Origin of the sequence: Priestia sp. FSL P4-0332, from assembly GCF_038005845.1 — a bacterium.
Taxonomy (GTDB): domain Bacteria; phylum Bacillota; class Bacilli; order Bacillales; family Bacillaceae_H; genus Priestia.
In genome coordinates, this window is sequence record NZ_JBBOUA010000001.1 from 1423102 (window position 1) to 1443130 (window position 20029).

The following is a 20029-nucleotide window of genomic DNA, read 5'->3' on the forward strand; positions in this document are numbered from 1 at the left end:
CCTGCTATTTTAATGCCCCAGATGTCATTCCTGAAATGAAATGCTTTTGCAAAAACACGTACGCAATCAATAGTGGGATAGAAGAAAGAACGACTGCTGAAAACAGCATAGGGTAATTAGTCAGAAATTCCCCTTGAAAGTCCAGTAGTGCAATAGGCAGCGTTTTTACTTCTTTAGATTTTAACAATAGCAAAGGGAATAACAGATCATTCCACACAATCACAAACGAAAAAATTCCCACTGTAGCCATTGATGGTATTGAGAGTCGAAGAGCGATTTTTGAATATATTTTCCATTCTGACGCTCCGTCCATGCGAGCAGCTTCGAATAGTTCCCTTGGCAAAGTTTTCATAAACCCCGTGATAATAAACACACCGATGGGAAGCAAAAAGCTTATGGAGACGATAATGACGCCTGTTAGCGTATTGACGAGCCCAAGCTTATTCATCAGCAAAAAGACAGGAATCATATTGACTTGAGTAGGGACAATCATTCCGCAAACAAAAAAGCCGTATACAATCCATCCAAGCTTTTGAGGTAGCTGAATAATAGCATAAGCAATCATGCTTGAAAACCATAGAATAAAAAACGTGCTAAAGACGGTAACAATCACGCTGTTTTTAATATAGCCAAAGATGGGTTCATTGACGAGCAGCTGTTTATAATTTTCAATATTCCAGCCTGCTGGTAATCCGATTGGGTTGCTGTAAAGTTCAGGCGTTGTTTTAAAGGTTGTTAATAAAACCAAGCTTAAGGGCAACAGAATGATTAAACCGTATATCCCTAAAATCAGTTGTCTGAATGGGTTTTGTTTCATAAAAGAATCTCCTTTTACATTTTGGTCAAGCGAAGTACGCGAAATTGAAGAAACGTTAAAAGAGCAATCACAATCATAAATACAACTGAAATGGCAGAGGCATAGCCGAAACGAAAATTAATAAAAGCTTCGTGATAAAGAAGCGTCGAAAGAATTTCAGTTGAATTGGAGGGACCTCCATTTGTCATTGCAATGATTAAATCAAATGCTTTAAAACTTTGTATGGTCGTATAAGCTACAACCATTGTCGTAGCTGGAGCTAAAAGAGGCCACGTAATGCGCTTGAATTTTTGCCATCTTGTTGCTCCATCAATACTAGCAGCTTCATATAACTCACTGGGAATAGCTTGAATTCCAGCTACAAAAATAATAAGCATTTGACCAGTATGTGCCCAAAATTGTACAAAAGCCAAGCTGTAAATTGCGATATGCCCATTTCCAATCCAAGACTGGGTCCAATGCTCAAGGCCTATTTTACTTAAAAATAGGTTAACTCCTCCAATGTTGGGGTCATACATAAAGTTCCACGTGAAAGCAATCGACACGGACGAAATAATCGTCGGTACAAAAAAGAGTGAGCGATAAAATGTATTCCATGCAGAATTTTTATAAAGTAAGAGTGCAAAGCCTAAGCTCAATAACGTTTGAAAGATCAGCACGCCAATTGTGAACTTTAAGTTGTTTGTAAGAGACTGTGTAAAAATAGCATCGTTTGTTAAAATTTCTTTGAAGTTTTGAAACCCTACAAATGAGAACTGAGAAGATAATCCATTCCAATCAGTTGTGCTTAAAAATAAAGCAGAAAGCGTTGGCAATGCAAAGAAAACAGTATATATGACAAAACCGGGAAGTAAAAACAACCATAGATGTCTGCTTTTAGAGATACTTTTAAATGAAAAGAGAGGAAAAGAGAACGAAGGGGTTCTCTTTTCTTCTTCTTGAATAGACGTATTAGTTTTTAGCGACACGTTCTACCTCTCCTTGTGCTTTTTCAGCAGCTTTTTTCGCTGACATACCGGATAGTACGTCCTGTACAGATGTTTCAACAGCTTTTGATACGCGCTCATTTAAAATTGTGAATCGAGGTTGGAAGACCGTTTTTTTGTCTTTCCATTTTGCGCTTTCTTTGAGTTCAGGTGAATCATATTTCACGTCTTTGACCGTTAATAACTGGCCAGTAGCATTCGCATACTCAGAAGAAATCTTTGGATCTGCAAGGAAAGTTAAAAATTTCTTAGCAGCTTCTTTGTGTTTTGATTTTTCAGCAACACCTAATAAGAATGTCGTGGTATGAACACCTTCGTATTTTGCTTTATCTTGATCCACTGTAATCGGTGCAAGCAAACCTTGATCAATCTTCGGATTTTGCTGTTTGACTGTAGCCATCATATAAGAACCTTGAGCAAGCATTGCGCCTTTTTCCTGAGCAAAAAGTGCTGCAGCACTTTCTTTTTTCGTACCAAGAGCATCTTTTTGGAAGTAACCTTTGTCATTTAATTCTTTAATTTGAGATAGGGTTTTGATAAACCATTCATCAGTTAGCTTGCGCTTGCCCGTTTCTACCTCGTGAAGGGCGTTGTTTGTAGGTTCGTTATTCATAATCATTGGATTAATAAATTGAGAAGGACTTACGTCTCCTGAAAATAAAATCGGCGTGTATCCATTTTTCTTTAATGTTTCAGATGTTTTTAAAAAGCTACTCCAATCTTTAGGAATATCTAAATTTAGTTTTTCAAAAATGCCTTTGTTATAGACAGGGATGTTATAGACTAGCTGATAAGGAAGAGCATATTGCGTATTATCCGATTTACCCGCTTGGATTAGCTTTTCGTCAAATTTGCTGAGTAAGTTTTGGTCGTCCAGCTTTGCAAAACCATTTGCTTTGCGAATCGTTTCAAATTGACTTCCTGGAAAACTAGCAAATACATCGATACCTTCTCCAGATAGTAGAGATCCTTGAATTTGTGATTGATATGAATCAGAAGGAAAGACGGTCATTTCTACATGAATATTTGGATTTTTCTTTTCAAATTGCTCAATGATAGAATCAAAAGCTTTCGAATCTTCTCCTCGCCAATGCGTAAAGTTAATGGTTACTTTTTTAGAAGAGTCGCTGCTGTCACCGCTTGTTGAACTGTTTTTGCCGCAGCCCGCGATGATCACGGTGAGCATTGCTAACAGAATTAATAATTTTTTCATTTTAGTTCCCCCACTTATAGAATTCTTTTTAGATAGTTATTGGTCAATTTTGATACGGTTGGTAGATGCTTGGTCAAAGAAATGAGCATGATTCATTTGAAAATGAAATGGAAAGTACTGATGAACTTGAATATGTTCATCCCCAGGGATTTTAGCCACAAAGAGCTGGTCTCCTAAACTACTGTATAGTATGTACTCTGCTCCTAATAACTCAGACACATCTACCAGTAATGAAATATGAGGAGCATCAGAAGAGGCGCGCGTAACATGCTCAGGTCGAATTCCTACAGTAATAAACTGATTGTTGTAGCCTTTTTCATGTAACGAATGCATTTGATTTTCTGTCAGTTGAAACTCATGTTCACTGATGTGCAGTTTGCTGTTCACTACTTTTCCTGTGAAAAAGTTCATTCCCGGTGATCCTATAAAACTGGCTACAAACGTATTCTCTGGAGCATTATACACTTGCATAGGTGAACCTATTTGCTGAATTTTTCCGTCTTTCATAACTACGATTCTGCTTGCCATCGTCATCGCTTCTGTTTGATCGTGGGTTACATAAATAATGGTCGTCTGCAGCCTCTGATGAAGCTTACTGATTTCAGCACGCATTTGTACGCGAAGCTTCGCATCAAGATTAGATAAAGGCTCATCCATTAAAAAAATTTGGGCATTCCGTACAATGGCTCTTCCTAAAGCCACCCGCTGACGCTGCCCTCCTGATAACGCTTTTGGCTTGCGTTTTAAATAGGGTTCTAAGTCCAAAATACGAGCCGCTTCACGAACGCGCTCATCAATTTCTTGTTTTGGGACTTTGCGGAGCTGCAAGCCAAATGCCATGTTGTCGTAAACTGTTAAATGAGGGTAAAGCGCGTAGTTTTGAAACACCATTGCAATATCTCGGTCCTTAGAAGGCAAATCGTTTGCACGATCTCCATTAATAAGCAATTCTCCTTCTGTTATCGATTCAAGGCCGGCGATCATTCGAAGGGTAGTGGATTTGCCGCACCCTGAAGGTCCTACAAATACAATAAATTCTTTGTCTTGAATATGAAGATTGAAATTATCAACTGCAAGACTATCTTTTCCGTATTTTTTATACACATGCTGTAACTGCAGTTCTGCCATTTTTTCTCCTTTCAGCAGGCTTTTTAAAAAATAAAAGCCTCTAATTGCACAGACGGATTGTACGTGTATCTGGCAATTAGAGGCTATCGGTTGACCGGTAAGCCTGTATTATGTAGTTTTGAGTGATTGAATATGTAAGTAATTTTAAAATATATTATTCCTATACGTCAAGTGAGAATTAAAATATTTTAATAAGTTAGATTATTTTTTTAAATGAAAGAATCCATTTATTAAGCCAGAGATGCTGGTTTTGAGAATAAAATAAACAGCTGGTGTATAGAATGATAGTATTCACTTTTATAGTAAGCATTACAGAGAGAGGATGTTTATAAATGGATAGAAACACGCAGTTCACTATGATTCGTCAAGCGTTGGAAAACAGCTATCATTTAATGCAGCAGGGAATAGAAGTGAGCGGAGAGACGCTTACTCAGCTGGAACAAGCAAAAGCCGAGTATGAAGCGGCCTTTTTATTGTCTCAGTCCACGGACTCAAAATTCCGCTGTAATTAATTTTTTAATAGCACTTATTCCGTTTGCGTTCTATACACTCAGCTTTTATACAAAAAGGTTCTGTCCTTACAGGCAGAACTTTTTTATGTTCAGCTCTTTTTATTGACATTTTAGATAAAGTAGTCAATAATTAAGTTTTGCTTACATGAGAAATTTACTAGATAAAAAGAAGTGAAGCTAATTTTTATTGATAGATATTTACATAAATAAAGGAGTCAGTATCGATGATGAGAGAGCGGTTGCCTTTTACAATTGAGCGGGATGAAAACTTTTTTGACAAATTAAATGAATGGATAGGTGATGTTTTTTATGATCATCTTCCAGACGCAGGGTTAGAACTTCGGGATGAACAAATTTTTATGGCTTTTCAAATCGAACGAGCTTTTAAAGAAAAAAATGTAATATTTGCAGAAGCAGGTGTAGGAACAGGGAAAACCATTGTGTATTTGCTGTACGCTATTTGTTATGCAAGGTATATTGGCAAGCCAGCTATTATTGCCTGTGCGGATGAAACATTAATTGAACAGTTAGTAAAAGCCGAAGGAGACATTGCAAAGCTCTCTGGTATTTTAGATATTAACATGGATGTTCGCCTAGCAAAATCTCAAGATCAGTATCTGTGTTTAAAGAAATTAGATGCTGTGACAGCACGAACAGATAATGAAAACATTGAAGAAATTTACGATACGCTTCCTGATTTTGTTCATGATCATAGCGGTATGCAGTCGTTCTATCACTACGGAGACCGTAAAGAATATCCTCATTTAACGGATGAGGAATGGAATCAAATTAACTGGGATACGTTTCAAGACTGCTCTTCCTGTGAGCAGCGTCATAGATGCGGCTTAACGCTTTCACGTGAGCACTATAGAAAAGCACATGACTTAATTATTTGCTCTCACGATTTTTACATGGAGCACATTTGGACATATGAAGCCCGCAAGCGTGAAGGACAGCTTCCCCTTCTTCCTGAAAGCAGCTGTGTTGTATTTGATGAAGGTCACCTGCTGGAATTTGCTGCACAAAAGGCTTTAACATATCGCATTCAAGAAGATACGTTAGAAAACTTGTTAACGCGTCTATTAGAAAATGACGTGCGAGAAGAATTTGCTGTGAAGATCGAGCACGCTATCGATGTATATGCAATGTTCTTTGACCGTTTAAGTGAAGCAAGCACAGAAATCGTTGGTTCTAGCCGTAAAGAAGTAGCCCGCACAAACGGATTACAAAGTGTAGGAAAAGAACTTTTATCGCTGCTTGAGCATATCGGAAACGAGCTTGTGTTTGAGAGTGAGACCTATACAGTAGACGAATATACGCTGCGAATTGTAGATGAGTACCTAGATCAAATTGATTATTCGCTGCGCTTATTTATGGACAACGAAAATGCCATCTACTGGGTAGAAGAAAATAACTGGCAACTGACGTTGGTTATTATGCCGCAAGCAGTAAAAGACGTCTTAAAAGAACGAGTATTTGCGAAGAAAATACCATATATTTTCACTTCTGCGACTCTTTCAGATAACCAATCGTTCGATTATTTAGCATATAGCTTAGGAATTGCAAAGCCGCTTTCTTTTTCTGTTGAATCGCCATTTGATTATGATGAGCAAATGAAAATTGCGGTAAAAAATGTTTCGGATGATCAAGAAGAAGCGTTTGCTGAAAAATTCGCCTTTGCTGTTGCTCAGCTCGAAAAAACGAACGGACGAGCACTTTTATTGTTTAATAGCAAAGAAGAACTAGAGATGTTCAAAGAAGTTTCCAAAGAGTTAAATCAGTACACATTTTTATTTGAAGGCGATCAAGAAATCAGTAAATTAGTATCTCAGTTCCAAAGGGAAGAAGAAACGATTTTATGCGCTGTTCATTTGTGGGAAGGATTGGATATTCCTGGACCTTCGCTATCTAATGTAATTATTTGGTCTCTGCCATATCCGCCAAATGATCCGGTCTTTGAAGCAAAGCGCAACCAAGTAGTCGATCCATTTTGGGATGCAGATATGCCGTATATGCTTCTTCGCTTAAAGCAAGGAGTTGGAAGACTGATTCGCTCTCATAACGATAAGGGTCTAATCACGATCTTTATGCCAAAAAGCACAGATTCAAAAGTGCGTTCAATCATTGAACAAAATGTCCCAACAAAAATAGAAAACGTATAAAAAAGCGCGGTTGTAGCCGCGCTTTTTTATATGCATAATAGATTGAATATTCAGTTATATACACACCGTTACTATTATGATAAAATAATTTATGGTGAAATAAGGAAAGTAAGGAGGAAAAACAATGAGAGAAGACATACAGAAAATTGAGAAACAGTTTTATGAATACATGAATAAAATCAAAAGTTATCACGAGGCAATCGGAGTGATGTACTGGGATTTGAGGACGGGTGCTCCAAAAAAAGGGGCGGATCAGCGTTCTGAAGTTATTGGCATGATGTCATCAGAAGCGTTCAATCTTTCTGTTTCTGATGAAATGGCAGGTTTTATTGAGAAATTAACGACCCCTGAGTCACAGCCTTACATAAACGATATTACGAAAAAAGCAGTGGAAGAATGTAAAAAAGAATATGACTTAAATAAAAAGATTCCTCCGCATGAATATAAAGAATACGTTACATTAACTTCAAAAGCTGAGTCGGTTTGGGAAGACGCAAAAGAAAAAGCAGATTTTGCTTTATTTCAACCGTACCTCGAAAAAATTGTAGCTTTCAATCAGAAGTTTGTGGAGTATTGGGGGTATGAAGGAAACAAATATAACCGTTTATTAGACCTTTTTGAACCGGGGATGACGGTTGAAATCTTAGACGAGGTATTTGGAAAGCTACGGGAGCATATTGTGCCTCTTGTTCAGCGAATCGCCGGGTCGAATACAAAGCCAAATACGGAATTTTTATTCCGTACTTTCCCAAAAGAAGCGCAAAAGCAATTTAGCCTAGACGTGTTAAAAACGCTTGGCTACGATTTTGAAGCGGGGCGACTTGATGAAACAGTCCATCCTTTTGCTACTGGCTTAAACCCGGGAGATGTGCGCATCACGACTAAGTATGCTGAAAACGATTTCCGAACGGCTATTTTTGGAACGATTCACGAATGCGGCCATGCTTTATATGAGCAGAATATTTCAAAGGATCTTGTCGGTACGGTTCTATGTGAAGGTACTTCAATGGGAATTCATGAATCACAGTCGCTGTTTTTTGAGCAGTTTGTCGGGAAAAATAAAGCATTTTGGCAGCATCATTACGACGTACTAAAAAAGCATGCGCCGAGACAATTTGACGATGTAGATTTAGAAGATTTTTACCGAGGAGTAAATGAGGCGAAACCGTCGCTTATTCGTATTGAAGCAGATGAGTTAACGTATCCTCTTCATATTATGATTCGCTATGAGATTGAAAAAGGATTAATAAACGGAGAATATAAAGTTGCAGATTTACCGGAAATTTGGAATGAGAAATACGAAGAATATTTAGGAGTTCGTCCAAGTCACGATGGAGAAGGCGTGCTTCAGGATGTACACTGGGCCGGAGGAAGCTTTGGGTACTTCCCTTCCTACGCTCTTGGCTATATGTACGCAGCGCAGTTTAAGCATACCATGTTAAAAGACTTGCCCAATTATGATGAACTCCTCGAAAAAGGAGAAATTTCGCCGATCACAAATTGGCTAACAGAACATATTCATCAGTACGGAAAAATGAAAAAGCCTCTTGAAATTTTAAACGATGTAACGGGAGAAGGCTTAAATGTAGATTATTTAATTCAGTATCTAGAAATGAAATATGGAGAAATTTATCACGTATAAAAGGCGCTATAAACGAATATTATGTTTTGTATCACAAGTAAATGTTCGAAAATATCGTTTTTAGATATTTTCAAATAAAAGATTTGCTGATATAATACAATTAACTCAATAACGCACTCATATAATGACGAGAATAAGGCTCGTAAGTATCTACCAAACTACCGTAAATAGTTTGACTATGGGTGAGCGATGAAGTTTGTTTTTCACTTTTGTGCGTAAAAGCTCAAAGACATTGCTCTACTCATATACGAGTGCAGCTATGTTTTTGAGCTTTTTTAATACAAACGTTGGAGGAACGAACTATGAAAGCTTTGCAAAACAAAATTTTAACAGATGGTATCGTATTATCGGACACGGTTTTAAAAGTAGACACATTTTTAAACCACCAAATGGATCCTGTATTAATGAAAGAAATTGGAGAAGAATTCGCTTCGCGTTTTGAAGATGCAGGAATTACGAAGATTTTAACGATTGAATCATCAGGAATTGCTCCAGCGATTATGACCGCATTGAAGCTAAACGTTGAGATGGTGTTTGCTAGAAAAAGAAAATCTTTAACACTTCAAGACGGACTCATTACATCAAAAGTATATTCATTTACAAAAAAAGAAGAAAATGAAATTTCAGTTGCTGATAAATTTATTCAAGAAGATGACGTGATTTTAATTATTGATGACTTTTTAGCAAACGGCCAAGCTGCATTCGGCTTGATGGATATCGTGCAAAAAGCAGGTGCTAAAGTAGGCGGCATTGGTATTGTTATTGAAAAAGCGTTCCAAGATGGAGGAAAACAAATTCGTCAATCAGGCGTTAAAGTAGAATCATTAGCACGCATTCAGTCTTTATCAAATGGTAAAGTGACATTTGTTGAAGATAAACCAACAGTGGAGGTTTAATATGAATAAAGGAAAAGTCTTTTCACTTGGTTTACAGCATGTTTTAGCTATGTACGGAGGTGCGATTGTTGTTCCGCTTATTGTTGGAGGAGCCATTGGCTTGACTCAGCAGCAGCTTACGTATTTAGTGGCGATTGACTTATTTATGTGCGGTGTGGCAACGCTACTGCAAGTATGGAAAAATCGTTTTTTTGGAATTGGTCTTCCAGTTGTATTAGGGTGTACGTTTACTGCCGTAGGACCTATGATTTCAATTGGAGGTTCTTACGGCGTTTCCTCCATATATGGTTCTATTATCGTCGCTGGTTTACTCATCGTCCTTCTTTCTGCTTTTTTAGGTAAATTGGTTAAGTTTTTCCCTCCTTTAGTTACAGGTTCGGTTGTAACGATTATTGGAATTACGTTAATTCCCGTAGCGATAAAAGATTTAGCCGGAGGAGAAGGAAGTAAAGATTTTGGGAGCTTGAGCAATTTAGGTTTAGGTTTTGGCGTTTTACTATTGATTATTGTTCTGTATCGATTTACAAAAGGGTTTATGCGCTCGGTCTCTGTCTTATTAGGATTAGTTGTTGGAACAATTGCTGCGTCTTTTATGGGGAAAGTTGATTTTTCCGGCGTAAAAGAAGAAGCGTGGGTTCATATGCCACATGTGCTGTACTTTGGGATGCCAACTTTTAATATTATGGCCATTCTGACAATGTTCCTTGTTTTACTTGTTGGCATTGTCGAGTCAACAGGCGTTTATTTTGCCGTTAGTGATATTTGTAAAAAAGAAGTGGATGAAAAAGATTTATCTAAAGGCTATCGTGCAGAAGGATTGGCGATTTTATTAGGCGGATTTTTTAACGCATTTCCTTATACAGCGTATTCTCAAAATGTAGGCCTTTTACAGTTGTCAGGTGTTCGCACAAGAAATGTTGTATTTGCAGCGAGTGGAATTTTAATCATTTTGGGTTTCCTACCTAAAATCGCAGCCGTGACGACAGTTATCCCGAGCTCTGTACTTGGAGGAGCAATGGTAGCTATGTTTGGAATGGTAATCTCTTCAGGTATTAAAATCCTTAGTCAAGTTGATTTAGCAAAACAAGAAAACCTTCTTGTGATTGCATGTTCGGTTGGCATGGGTCTAGGGGTGACGGTTGTACCTGAACTCTTCAAAAACTTACCAGAGAGTCTTCAAGTTCTTACTGGAAGCGGTATTGTAATGGGGAGTTTTACAGCAATCTTTTTAAACATTGTCTTTAATATGATGAAATCACCACGTACGCAAGTTGCAGAAACAAAGTTAACAAATGAAGTAGTATCGAAATAAAAAGAGGCTAGAACAAAAGTATTTTAGTTGAAAAGATCCGAACGATTAATCGTTCGGATCTTTTCATTGTCATGGTGCAACAAGTGATCCATAGTAGATCATTCATCTAATTTGTTTGTCTTTCCTATTAAGATCGTGTTTTGAAAAACAGCGTATAAAGCATTTTTCCCACGTCAGGGTTTTTTGCCACTAATGAAATTTCTCTTTTGAATTTGAAGTCTGTGATGGGTAAAGCTTTAATGTTTGAGCTTTGTAAATGGCGCATAAAAATTTCAGGTAGAATTGAAATACCTAAATTAGCTGAAATAAATCCCATAATGCTTTGAGCAAATTCAATTTCATTGGCAATGGGAATCTTTAAGTTATGACGATTGTACGCTTTTTCTACTAGTGTCCGAACATCGCACCCTGGGGGGAGAACTACAATGGGTTCTTCTTTGAAATCTTCAAATGATACGCTTTCTTTTTCGGCTAACGGGTGCTGATCATTCACAAATAAATAAAAGTCTTCTTTGAACAATAGTTTTGACCAGTAAGTATGTTGAATCTCTCGATCATCAAATAAAGCCCCGTCAATTTTATTGCTTTCTAACTGCTCTAACAAATCATAATAGTGATGCGAGGTTTTTATATCAATATGGCGATTGTGGTCTTCAGCAGAAGCCAGTTGATAAGGTAAGTAAAAAGCAGCCATACTCTGCCACGTTCCGATAGTTAAATCACAAGCTTCTTGCGTAGCCACTAATTTTTTTTGAAGAGCATGAACGCTTGATAGTATGGATTCACCTTCCTGTAAAAGAATTTCACCTGCTGAGGTTAATTCTACTCCTGTAGCGGAGCGAATAAATAATGTTACTCCTAAATCTTCTTCTAGTTTTCTCATTTGCTTACTAAGTGCAGGCTGCGTCATATGCAGCTGTTCGCTTGCTTTGCTTAAGCTTTTTGTTTTGGCTGTTTCAATAAAAGACTTAAGCCATTCTGTTTTCATATTTATCACCTATAACCTTTTGTTATACCCATAGTATAGAAGGGAAGTTCTCATAAATCAATGAAGATGCTAGTGTATATAGTGTAGTTAACACAGCACAAAGAAATTCACACAACTAGGAGGATGAATGATGTATCCAAACAAACTATATATTAACGGTGAATGGACAACAACTGAAGAGAAAATTGATGTGATTAATCCAGCAACAAAAGAAGTTATAGGACAAATTCCAAAGGCAGGCGCAAAGGAAGCAGCACTTGCCGCTGATGCAGCGGCTGTAGCTTTTAAAACATGGTCGAAAAGAACCGCTCAAGAGCGCAGTGCTATTTTAATGAGATGGCATCAGCTAATTGAAAATCATAAAGATGGACTAGCAGAAATTATGACAACGGAACAAGGCAAACCATTTGCAGAAGCAAAAGGTGAAGTGCAGTATGGGAATGATTATATTGCTTGGTTTGCTGAAGAAGGAAAGCGTGTATACGGTGAAACGATTCCAGCTCATCATACGCATAAACGTATTACGGTTAAAAAACAGCCTGTCGGCGTTGTAGCAGCTATTACACCATGGAACTTCCCTGCAGCAATGATTACGCGTAAAGTGGCCCCAGCTCTTGCAGCAGGATGTACAATTGTTCTCAAACCATCTGAAGAAACACCATTTACAGCATTTCGTTTAGTAGAGCTCGCAGAAGAAGCGGGAGTTCCAAAAGGTGTGATCAATGTTGTTACTGGAGATGCAGCAGCTATTGGCGACACATGGCAAAAAGACGGACGCATCCGAAAATTAACATTTACTGGTTCAACAGCGGTTGGTAAACATTTAATGCGCGGTGCTGCGGATACTGTGAAAAAATTATCGCTGGAATTAGGCGGTCACGCACCGTTTATCGTAACAGAAAATGCAGATTTAGACGCTGCTGTAAACGGCGTAATTGCTTCTAAGTTTGTCAACGCAGGTCAAACGTGCATCTGCACAAACCGCGTATATGTACAAGAATCCATTGCAGATGCTTTTGTTGAAAAATTTGCAGCAAAAGCGGCGGAATTAACAGTAGGAAATGGATTAGAAGAAGGTACACAAGTCGGACCGTTAATTAACGACAAAGCGGTTGAGAAAGTAAAAGCACAAATTGCGGATGCAAAAAGTAAAGGAGCTAAAGTTGTGGTTGGCGGACAAGCTATAACAACTAAAAACGGTTTCTTTATGGAACCGACAATTATTACAAATGTAACTGATGACATGAATTGCATGTTTGAAGAAACGTTTGGACCATTGGCACCTGTAGCAACATTCAAAACAGTAGAAGAAGCCGTAGAACGAGCAAACAATAGCCCTTATGGTTTAGCCGCTTACGTATTTACAGAAAACATTAAAGAAGCAACGTTTGTATCTGAAGAGTTAGAATACGGCATTGTAGGAGTAAATGACGCCTCCCCATCTGCAGCTCAAGCTCCATTCGGCGGCTTTAAAGAAAGTGGTCTTGGACGTGAAGGAAGTCATTACGGCATTGAAGATTATTTAGAAGTGAAATATATCTCAATGGGACTTTAATAAAAAGTAGAGGCTGGGACAAAAATATTTTATTCGAAGTGAAATACGAACTAGCAACTAATAATCAAAATTATTGGTTGTTAGTTCGTATTTTTTTGTTGTTAAGATGGACGTAGCTTTCATGTGTTTCGTTGTGTCCCAGCCTTTTTTTATGAACTTTTGTAAAGAAAATTTGGAATAATAGTTCTTTAACGCAATTAATTGCATTTCTAGGATGTCTGTGCAAGAATAAATATTTCAAAAATGGTTTAGCTTTGTTTAAAGCGTGGGTAATACAACAAATGCACATGATTGCTTGTTAGATGAAATGAAAAGCGGAACTTTACCACTGATAAATTACGCAAGCTAGAACCAAAATAGTAGTACTGAATAGTGAAAAATATAGGAGTTGATATAGATGATTACAGCAGAGAAAAACATAGTGAAATTTAAAGCAAAAGACGGACGTGAAGTCACTATTCGCCCCGCACAGGCAAGTGATGCGGAGCATATTACAACAGCGGTAAGAGAAATTATTGAGGCTGGGGAATTTATTCAAAAAGATGAGCCGCGCACAGTCCAAGAAGAGCAAGATTTTATTGCATCAGTAGAAAAGAACAATCACATGTACGTTGTAGCTGAAGTCGAAGGTGAAGTGCTTGGAATTGCACGTGTTCTTAGAGGCGAAATTAAAATGAAGCGCCACACGGGGCTCTTCCGTACATGGCTTATTTCAAAAGCACAGGGAATGGGGATAGGAAAACAATTTATGAATTATACACTAAACTGGTGCAAAGAAAATAATCTTCATAAACTTTCTTTAACTGTGTTTGCTTCGAATAAAGTGGCATACGAATTGTATAAAAAGGTAGGATTTGAACAAGAAGGCGTTATGAAAGAACAAGCTTATTTCAACAATGAATATGTAGATGAAATCTATATGTCCATTTTCTTTTCATAAAAAATAAGCACTTATTTTCGTCAATCCATAAATTGTATCTGTACATTCAGATTATTTGCGCTATAATAAAAGTGCACAACAAACATACACTTCTTCAAAACGTAGACTTTCCTGAGTTACAGGAAAGTTTTTTTTGTGTTTCGCCTCCATTCCACTAAAAAAGAATTGAATAAATCCCCAGCTATTACAAATATTAAATGTAACGCAATCAAAGAGGTGAAGTGTATGCCAAAGATTATCTCAGTTGGATTTGGAGTTCCCCCTTATGAATTAACTCAGCAAGACACGCTGCTATTTGCAAAAGAACTTTTTTCCGAATCGTTTAAAGATATTAATCGTCTGCTAACCGTTTTTCAAAATGGCCAAATTGAGAAACGTAATTTTGCCAAAGACTTATCTTGGTTTCAAGAAGATCATACATTCGAAGAAAAAAATGATGCTTTTATAGAATCTGCTGTTGAATTAGGTACAAAAGCAATTGAAGACTGCTTAACAAATAAGAACTATGTAAGTACCCCTTTGCCGTGTGGAGAAATTGAGGCTATTTTTTATGTTTCAACAAGCGGCTTAGCTACGCCTAGCATTGAAGCGCGAATTATGAATAAGCTTGCGTTCTCAGACCATACAAAAAGAATTCCTATTTGGGGATTAGGGTGTGCTGGAGGAGCGTCTGGGCTTTCAAGAGCTTATGAGTATTGCAAAGCCTTTCCGCGTGCCAAAGTCCTTGTTTTATCCATTGAGCTTTGCAGTTTAACTTTTCAGCGAAATGATCGTTCAAAAAGCAACTTAATCGGTACATCTTTATTTGCTGATGGAGTAGCGGCTGCTTTAGTCGCAGGTGACGAAGCTGACACCACTTTTGCCCTTGCAAAAAGCTATCCTTACATTTTACATACACAATCGACGCTCATGCCCAATTCAGAAGATGTAATGGGGTGGGAGATTAAAAATGATGGACTATTTGTTGTCTTTTCAAAAGATATTCCCACGATTATCGATTCGTGGTTAGGCGGAGAAGTTGAGTCATTTTTACAAACACAGCATTTGACCAGTCGCGATTTGAAGCATTTTGTTGCTCATCCTGGAGGAAAAAAAGTGCTTGAAGCATATGTATCAACGCTGTCGTTAAACGAAAATATGATTGCTGATTCCCTAGATGTACTTAAAAACCATGGAAACATGTCTTCGGCAACCGTTTTGTATGTGCTAGACCGCTTTATGAAGAAAGAAATTTCGAGTAAAGAATACGGTTTATTAACAGCTCTTGGCCCTGGATTTAGTTCTGAAATGCTTCTATTAGAGTGGAGGTAAAGCGATTGTTTTTTTATAGCTTTTTTGTATTTATTATCTTACAGCGTCTATGTGAATTGGTTATTGCCAAAAGAAATGAAGCTTGGATGAAGAAGCAGGGAGCATACGAAGCTGGTCAAAGTCACTACAAATGGATGGTAAGCATGCATGCCGCTTTTTTTGCTGCTCTTTTTACGGAAGTGTATGTGTTAAACGATGGAATGTATCACTTTTCTTTTTTGTTGTTTAGCTTTTTTGTGCTTGTGCAACTTGCAAGAATATGGGCTATTTCTTCGTTAGGAAAGTATTGGAATACAAAAATTATCGTTTTGCCTAATGCGAAGGTTGTGCTAAGAGGTCCTTATCGTTTTATGAAGCACCCTAACTATGCAGTAGTAGCGGCAGAATTGGTGTTAGTTCCGCTTATGTTTCAGGCATACTGGACGTTAGCTATTTTTTCTGTTTTCAATTTGTGTATATTAGCCGTCAGAATTCCCTTAGAAGAGCAAGCGTTAACGAATGAAACAAATTACGGCGAAGTGATGCAAAACAGGGGACGTTTCTTTCCTGTAAAAAAATCTTAAAACTAATTGAAAATGATTATCTTTCATGATAAGATAAAACAAATGATAAAGATTATCAATTTCATCAAGTAGAAACGGTGGTGGACGTAATGGTTAGTCTTTTTGTGATCGGAGCACTTGCTACATATGTTGGCGTCACAACGTATGTAATGAAAAATATTGAAAAAGCCCAAAAGGCGTAACATACATGCGATGAATAAAAAGTACGATGCAAAGCTGTCAAATTATTGACAGCTTTTTTTATTGTTTTTGTAACTAAAAATTCAGTTTTTTATGGGAAAACGCATGCGAATCAAGTAAAATAGAGAAAGAATAAGCAGAAATGAAGATGGATAGAGAACATTTAAATACAGTCTTGAATGAGGCAAAAGGGGTAGAGTAATAATGGGTAAAGTGAGTGTGAAACATCAAGAAAATCTCCGATTGGAAGCATCTCTTTTTCATTTACATAAGCAATTTCAAGCAGCTGGAGATGAACAGCAGGCAGCAAAAGCAATACAGCTGTTAAAAAAGTGGGTGAACGGCGAATTTGTTGTAGCATTTTGCGGACATTTTTCGGCTGGAAAATCGAGCATGATTAACGAATTAATGGGGCAAGCAATTTTGCCTGCAAGTCCTATTCCAACAAGTGCAAACTTAGTATCAGTAAAAGCTGGGGATGAGCATGCAACCGTTTATTACCGCAAACAGCGGCCGGTGCGTTATGAAGCGCCTTATGAGTATGAGCAAATTAAGCAGTTTGCTGTGGATGGAGATGAAGTAGAGTCCATTCATTTATCGATAGATACAGATGCTATTCCTAAAAGTGTTGTGGTGATGGACACACCGGGAATTGATTCAACAGATGATGCGCATCGTGTATCGACCGAGTCAGCTCTTCACTTAGCGGACGTTATTTTCTACGTGATGGATTATAATCATGTGCAGGCAGAATTAAATCTTCAATTTGCAAAACAGCTGCAAGAAGCTAATAAAACGCTTTATTTAATTGTAAATCAAATCGATAAACACCAAGAAGATCAGCTAACATTTCAAGCATTTAAAGAATCTGTAGAAACGTCATTTTTAAAGTGGAATGTGAGACCAGAAGGAATCTTCTATACGTCGTTAAAAGAGCCAACAAACCGTCATAATGACCTTTCGTACGTAAAATCTCTATTACTTGCTATGATGACGGAAAAAGAAAACCGACATCAGCATATTCAACATGCGATGCAAATGTTAATTGACGATCACCTTGCCTTTATTGAGGACCAAGAAGAAGAAAAGTTAACGATTCATGACGAGCTGCGCCATAAGCTGACGCTTGAGAACCATGAAATGAATAAGCAGCAAAAAGAGCAGCTTCTCGAAAAAGAAGCGGAAATGAGGCGTGCTGAAAAGCAGCTAGCAGAAACGTACCAACAAGAAACAGGTAAGATACTAAGCAACGCCAATTTAACACCATATGAAATGAGAGAAAAAGCTAGGCTGTTTTTAGAAACGACAAAGCCTGATTTTAAAGTAGGTCTTTTATTTGCTAAGAAAAAGACCGAGGAAGTAAAAAAAGAGCGGCTGACGTTATTTTTTGATGATATGAAAGAACGAGCAGCTTCTCAGCTGCAGTGGCACTTGCAGCAATATGTGCAAGAGCTGGTGAAAAATCAAAATCTTACCGACCCGGATCTTATACGCCAGGTTCAGCAGTTTGAAATCCCGTTAGAGCCGCATGATTTAATTGAAACGGTAAAGGCAGGAGCTACGATTAATGGTGATTATGTTTTAACGTACGCAAAAGATGTAGCCGATCATATTAAGAAAAAAGCGACGCGATTATTATACGAGCTTTATGCGCAAATCGAACAGAGCAAAATCGAGCAAGATGAAGTAATGCGTGAAAAAATTTATCAACACTTGCAGGAATGTGAAGTATTTGAAGAAGCGTATACATCTCTTCAGGAAATGAAAGCAAAATTGGCACGTACAAAAGCTTTGCTTCAATCTTTACAGCAAACTGATGACGACCTAACGGCAGAAGATACAAACGAGTTGTCATATATGTTACAAGAAGAATATGAAACGGGCATCATGAAAGCTGAAGAAAAGCAAGAAGCTGTGAGTGAGCAGCAGTTAGTTTCACAGTCTGAGGAAGCTGTGCATAAAACAGGAACAGAAAAGGTTCTTCAAGATGTATCAGCTGTTCTCGAACAGCTTCGTTCATTTGGAAAGCTAGACCGCTTTATTAACAGGCTTCAAGAAAAGCGTAAAAAGCTATCAAATCAAACGTTTACCGTAGCTTTATTCGGAGCATTCAGTGCCGGTAAGTCATCTTTTGCTAATGCGTTGATTGGAGAAAGATTACTTCCAGTATCTCCGAATCCAACAACAGCAACCATCAATAAAATTATGCCTCCAACAGAAAAACGGCCGCATAAAACAGCTGTTGTGCAAATGAAAACAAACGAGCAGATGATCCAAGATTTAAATGGTGCACTTAAGCTGTTTCATCATGAAGTAGAATCAATTGACGAAGCGCTAACAATTATTCCAACCCTGCAGGCAACAGAAGAGCTGCAGCTGCATTTGTCGTTTTTACAGGCAGTAGAAAAAGGCTACGGCGAAGTCAAGCAGCATATCGGTTCAGAAGTAGTAGTGGATACAGAAGGATTTCATGATTATGTAGCCAAAGAAGAAAAAGCGTGTTTTGTTCAATTTATTAACCTGTATTATGACTGTGAATTTACTCGCTTAGGCATTACGCTCGTTGATACACCCGGAGCTGATTCAATCAATGCGAGACACACGGGAGTAGCGTTTGAGTATATCAAAAATGCAGATGCCATTTTATTTGTAACGTATTATAATCATGCGTTTTCAAAAGCTGACCGCGAATTTCTTATTCAGCTTGGCCGTGTAAAAGATGTATTTGCGCTTGATAAAATGTTTTTCTTAGTAAATGCAGCGGACCTAGCCAGTTCGGATACAGAGCTGCAGTTAGTTCAGACGTACGTAAAAGAGCAGCTTGAACAGTACGGTATACGCTTTCCGCGCTTATACCCGGTATCAAGCTTGCAGGCTTTGCAAAACCACGAGGATAAAATGTTTCTGCCATTCAAAAATGCGTTTTACCGCTTCATAAATTATGAATTACCAGAGCTGGCTATCCAAAGTGTTTATGCAGATTTCGAACAAATTTTAGCAGTTGCCAATGAAATGAAACAGGTGCAAACAAAATCAGAAGTGGATAAAAAGCGATACATTCAATCTCTTCACATAAAAAATGAGCAGGTAGCAGCAAAACTGCATGAAATTCATTTTGAATATGAACAACAGCAGTTTGACCGAGAATTAGAAGAGCTTTTATTTTATGTAAAAAAACGTCTGTTTGTGAGGTACGATGACTTCTTTAAAGAAGCCTTCAGTCCGGCAAACTTAAGGGATGATCGAGGTGAAAAGCAAAAGCAGCTGCGCCTGTGTTTGCAGGAGCTGTTAACGTCTATTTCCTTCGACGCAACGCAAGAAGTGCGTGCGACCACTTTGCGAATCGAAAAATACATCGTAAAATTAATCGAAGACTGGCATCGAATGATCATTACAAAGCTACAGCGCTATGAACCGACGTTTACTCCAACGTTGAACTCGTTAGAGCCTCCAAATGGCAGTGAAGTTGTGACAAGTCATCAATTTGATGAGAATGAATCGTATCAAAAAGAGCTTTCACTGTATAAAAACAATAAAAGCTTTTTTGAAAAAAATGAGAAAGTAAAGCTTCACGCTGCTTTACTAGAACGTATTAAGCCGGATGTTAATCACTACATTGCGAAAGAAGAAGCCGCTCTTCATTCACACTATACCCATTTAGTGAATCAGTACGTTTTAGCGCATAAACAGTCTGTATCTGAAGAATGGTATGATTATTACAAACAGCTGCAAGCGGCCGTGTCTGAAGAATTTCCAATTCAAGAGTTGGTAAGTACAATGACGGTGCTAGAACATGTATTGGAGGAAAGAAAGGGTCATTAATT

At 37.9% G+C, this 20029-nt stretch carries 15 protein-coding genes and 1 riboswitch; of the genes, 10 read left to right on the plus strand and 5 right to left on the minus strand.

Annotated elements, in window-relative coordinates:
* Positions 1-4 precede the first annotated feature (4 nt).
* Genes MKY06_RS07260 through MKY06_RS07275 form a run of 4 tightly spaced genes read right to left on the minus strand, consistent with a single transcriptional unit; the run spans position 5 to position 4144 of the window.
* Positions 5-817 carry a carbohydrate ABC transporter permease gene (locus tag MKY06_RS07260; RefSeq protein ID WP_013056150.1) on the minus strand — a complete coding sequence of 271 codons (813 nt, stop codon included), beginning with the start codon at positions 815-817 and terminating at the stop codon, positions 5-7.
* Positions 818-831: 14 nt separating this feature from the next.
* Complete coding sequence (locus MKY06_RS07265) at positions 832-1785, minus strand: carbohydrate ABC transporter permease (RefSeq protein ID WP_013056151.1); 954 nt, start codon at positions 1783-1785, stop codon at positions 832-834.
* Positions 1769-3016: an ABC transporter substrate-binding protein gene (locus MKY06_RS07270; RefSeq protein WP_013056152.1), complete on the minus strand. Its 1248-nt coding sequence runs from the start codon at positions 3014-3016 to the stop codon at positions 1769-1771. Before MKY06_RS07270 ends, MKY06_RS07265 begins: the two co-directional genes overlap by 17 nt.
* Before the next feature lie 36 nt (positions 3017-3052).
* Positions 3053-4144 (minus strand): ABC transporter ATP-binding protein, encoded by a 1092-nt coding sequence (locus MKY06_RS07275; protein WP_013056153.1) that lies wholly within the window; start codon positions 4142-4144, stop codon positions 3053-3055.
* 332 nt (positions 4145-4476) lie between these two features.
* On the opposite strand from MKY06_RS07275, the gene MKY06_RS07280 reads away from it, so the two are divergent.
* The 5 genes from MKY06_RS07280 (at position 4477) to MKY06_RS07300 (ending at position 10668) form a co-directional block, all read left to right on the plus strand.
* Positions 4477-4656, plus strand: a complete 180-nt coding sequence (locus tag MKY06_RS07280) for a hypothetical protein (RefSeq protein WP_013056154.1) — start codon at positions 4477-4479, stop codon at positions 4654-4656.
* A 224-nt stretch (positions 4657-4880) separates the two neighbouring features.
* Complete coding sequence (locus MKY06_RS07285; RefSeq protein ID WP_013056155.1) at positions 4881-6818, plus strand: ATP-dependent DNA helicase; 1938 nt, start codon at positions 4881-4883, stop codon at positions 6816-6818.
* A gap of 124 nt (positions 6819-6942) precedes the next feature.
* Complete coding sequence (locus MKY06_RS07290) at positions 6943-8460, plus strand: carboxypeptidase M32 (RefSeq protein ID WP_098278642.1); 1518 nt, start codon at positions 6943-6945, stop codon at positions 8458-8460.
* A gap of 97 nt (positions 8461-8557) precedes the next feature.
* A riboswitch (purine riboswitch) is annotated at positions 8558-8659 on the plus strand.
* A 103-nt stretch (positions 8660-8762) separates the two neighbouring features.
* On the plus strand, positions 8763-9356 hold the full coding sequence (locus MKY06_RS07295; protein ID WP_013056157.1) for a xanthine phosphoribosyltransferase: 594 nt from the start codon (positions 8763-8765) through the stop codon (positions 9354-9356).
* 1 nt (position 9357) lies between these two features.
* The gene (locus MKY06_RS07300) at positions 9358-10668 is read left to right on the plus strand and encodes a nucleobase:cation symporter-2 family protein (RefSeq protein WP_013056158.1); all 1311 of its coding nucleotides are present in this window, start codon (positions 9358-9360) and stop codon (positions 10666-10668) included.
* 127 nt (positions 10669-10795) lie between these two features.
* Here the strand turns inward: MKY06_RS07300 and MKY06_RS07305 are convergent, their stop codons facing one another.
* On the minus strand, positions 10796-11656 hold the full coding sequence (locus MKY06_RS07305) for a LysR family transcriptional regulator (RefSeq protein ID WP_029324148.1): 861 nt from the start codon (positions 11654-11656) through the stop codon (positions 10796-10798).
* 130 nt (positions 11657-11786) lie between these two features.
* Here MKY06_RS07305 and MKY06_RS07310 point away from each other — a divergent pair, with 130 nt between their 5' ends.
* The 5 genes from MKY06_RS07310 to MKY06_RS07330 all read left to right on the plus strand — a co-directional run bounded on the left by MKY06_RS07310 (position 11787) and on the right by MKY06_RS07330 (position 20027).
* On the plus strand, positions 11787-13211 hold the full coding sequence (locus tag MKY06_RS07310) for an NAD-dependent succinate-semialdehyde dehydrogenase (RefSeq protein ID WP_098287259.1): 1425 nt from the start codon (positions 11787-11789) through the stop codon (positions 13209-13211).
* 397 nt (positions 13212-13608) lie between these two features.
* Positions 13609-14151: a GNAT family N-acetyltransferase gene (locus MKY06_RS07315; RefSeq protein WP_013056162.1), complete on the plus strand. Its 543-nt coding sequence runs from the start codon at positions 13609-13611 to the stop codon at positions 14149-14151.
* A 225-nt stretch (positions 14152-14376) separates the two neighbouring features.
* The gene (locus tag MKY06_RS07320) at positions 14377-15462 is read left to right on the plus strand and encodes a type III polyketide synthase (protein WP_013056163.1); all 1086 of its coding nucleotides are present in this window, start codon (positions 14377-14379) and stop codon (positions 15460-15462) included.
* Positions 15463-15467: 5 nt separating this feature from the next.
* Positions 15468-16025 carry an isoprenylcysteine carboxyl methyltransferase family protein gene (locus tag MKY06_RS07325; RefSeq protein ID WP_013056164.1) on the plus strand — a complete coding sequence of 186 codons (558 nt, stop codon included), beginning with the start codon at positions 15468-15470 and terminating at the stop codon, positions 16023-16025.
* A 384-nt stretch (positions 16026-16409) separates the two neighbouring features.
* On the plus strand, positions 16410-20027 hold the full coding sequence (locus MKY06_RS07330) for a dynamin family protein (protein ID WP_078081627.1): 3618 nt from the start codon (positions 16410-16412) through the stop codon (positions 20025-20027).
* Positions 20028-20029: the final 2 nt, after the last annotated feature.

Bases quoted from the DNA above. Each gene is read 5' to 3' on its own strand.
- MKY06_RS07260 (WP_013056150.1), bottom strand. From the start codon at position 817: ATGAAACAAAACCCATTCAGACAACTGATTTTAGGGATATACGGTTTA.
- MKY06_RS07270 (WP_013056152.1), bottom strand. From the start codon at position 3,016: ATGAAAAAATTATTAATTCTGTTAGCAATGCTCACCGTGATCATCGCG.
- MKY06_RS07275 (WP_013056153.1), bottom strand. From the start codon at position 4,144: ATGGCAGAACTGCAGTTACAGCATGTGTATAAAAAATACGGAAAAGAT.
- MKY06_RS07280 (WP_013056154.1), top strand. From the start codon at position 4,477: ATGGATAGAAACACGCAGTTCACTATGATTCGTCAAGCGTTGGAAAAC.
- MKY06_RS07285 (WP_013056155.1), top strand. From the start codon at position 4,881: ATGATGAGAGAGCGGTTGCCTTTTACAATTGAGCGGGATGAAAACTTT.
- MKY06_RS07290 (WP_098278642.1), top strand. From the start codon at position 6,943: ATGAGAGAAGACATACAGAAAATTGAGAAACAGTTTTATGAATACATG.
- MKY06_RS07295 (WP_013056157.1), top strand. From the start codon at position 8,763: ATGAAAGCTTTGCAAAACAAAATTTTAACAGATGGTATCGTATTATCG.
- MKY06_RS07300 (WP_013056158.1), top strand. From the start codon at position 9,358: ATGAATAAAGGAAAAGTCTTTTCACTTGGTTTACAGCATGTTTTAGCT.
- MKY06_RS07305 (WP_029324148.1), bottom strand. From the start codon at position 11,656: ATGAAAACAGAATGGCTTAAGTCTTTTATTGAAACAGCCAAAACAAAA.
- MKY06_RS07310 (WP_098287259.1), top strand. From the start codon at position 11,787: ATGTATCCAAACAAACTATATATTAACGGTGAATGGACAACAACTGAA.
- MKY06_RS07315 (WP_013056162.1), top strand. From the start codon at position 13,609: ATGATTACAGCAGAGAAAAACATAGTGAAATTTAAAGCAAAAGACGGA.
- MKY06_RS07320 (WP_013056163.1), top strand. From the start codon at position 14,377: ATGCCAAAGATTATCTCAGTTGGATTTGGAGTTCCCCCTTATGAATTA.
- MKY06_RS07330 (WP_078081627.1), top strand. From the start codon at position 16,410: ATGGGTAAAGTGAGTGTGAAACATCAAGAAAATCTCCGATTGGAAGCA.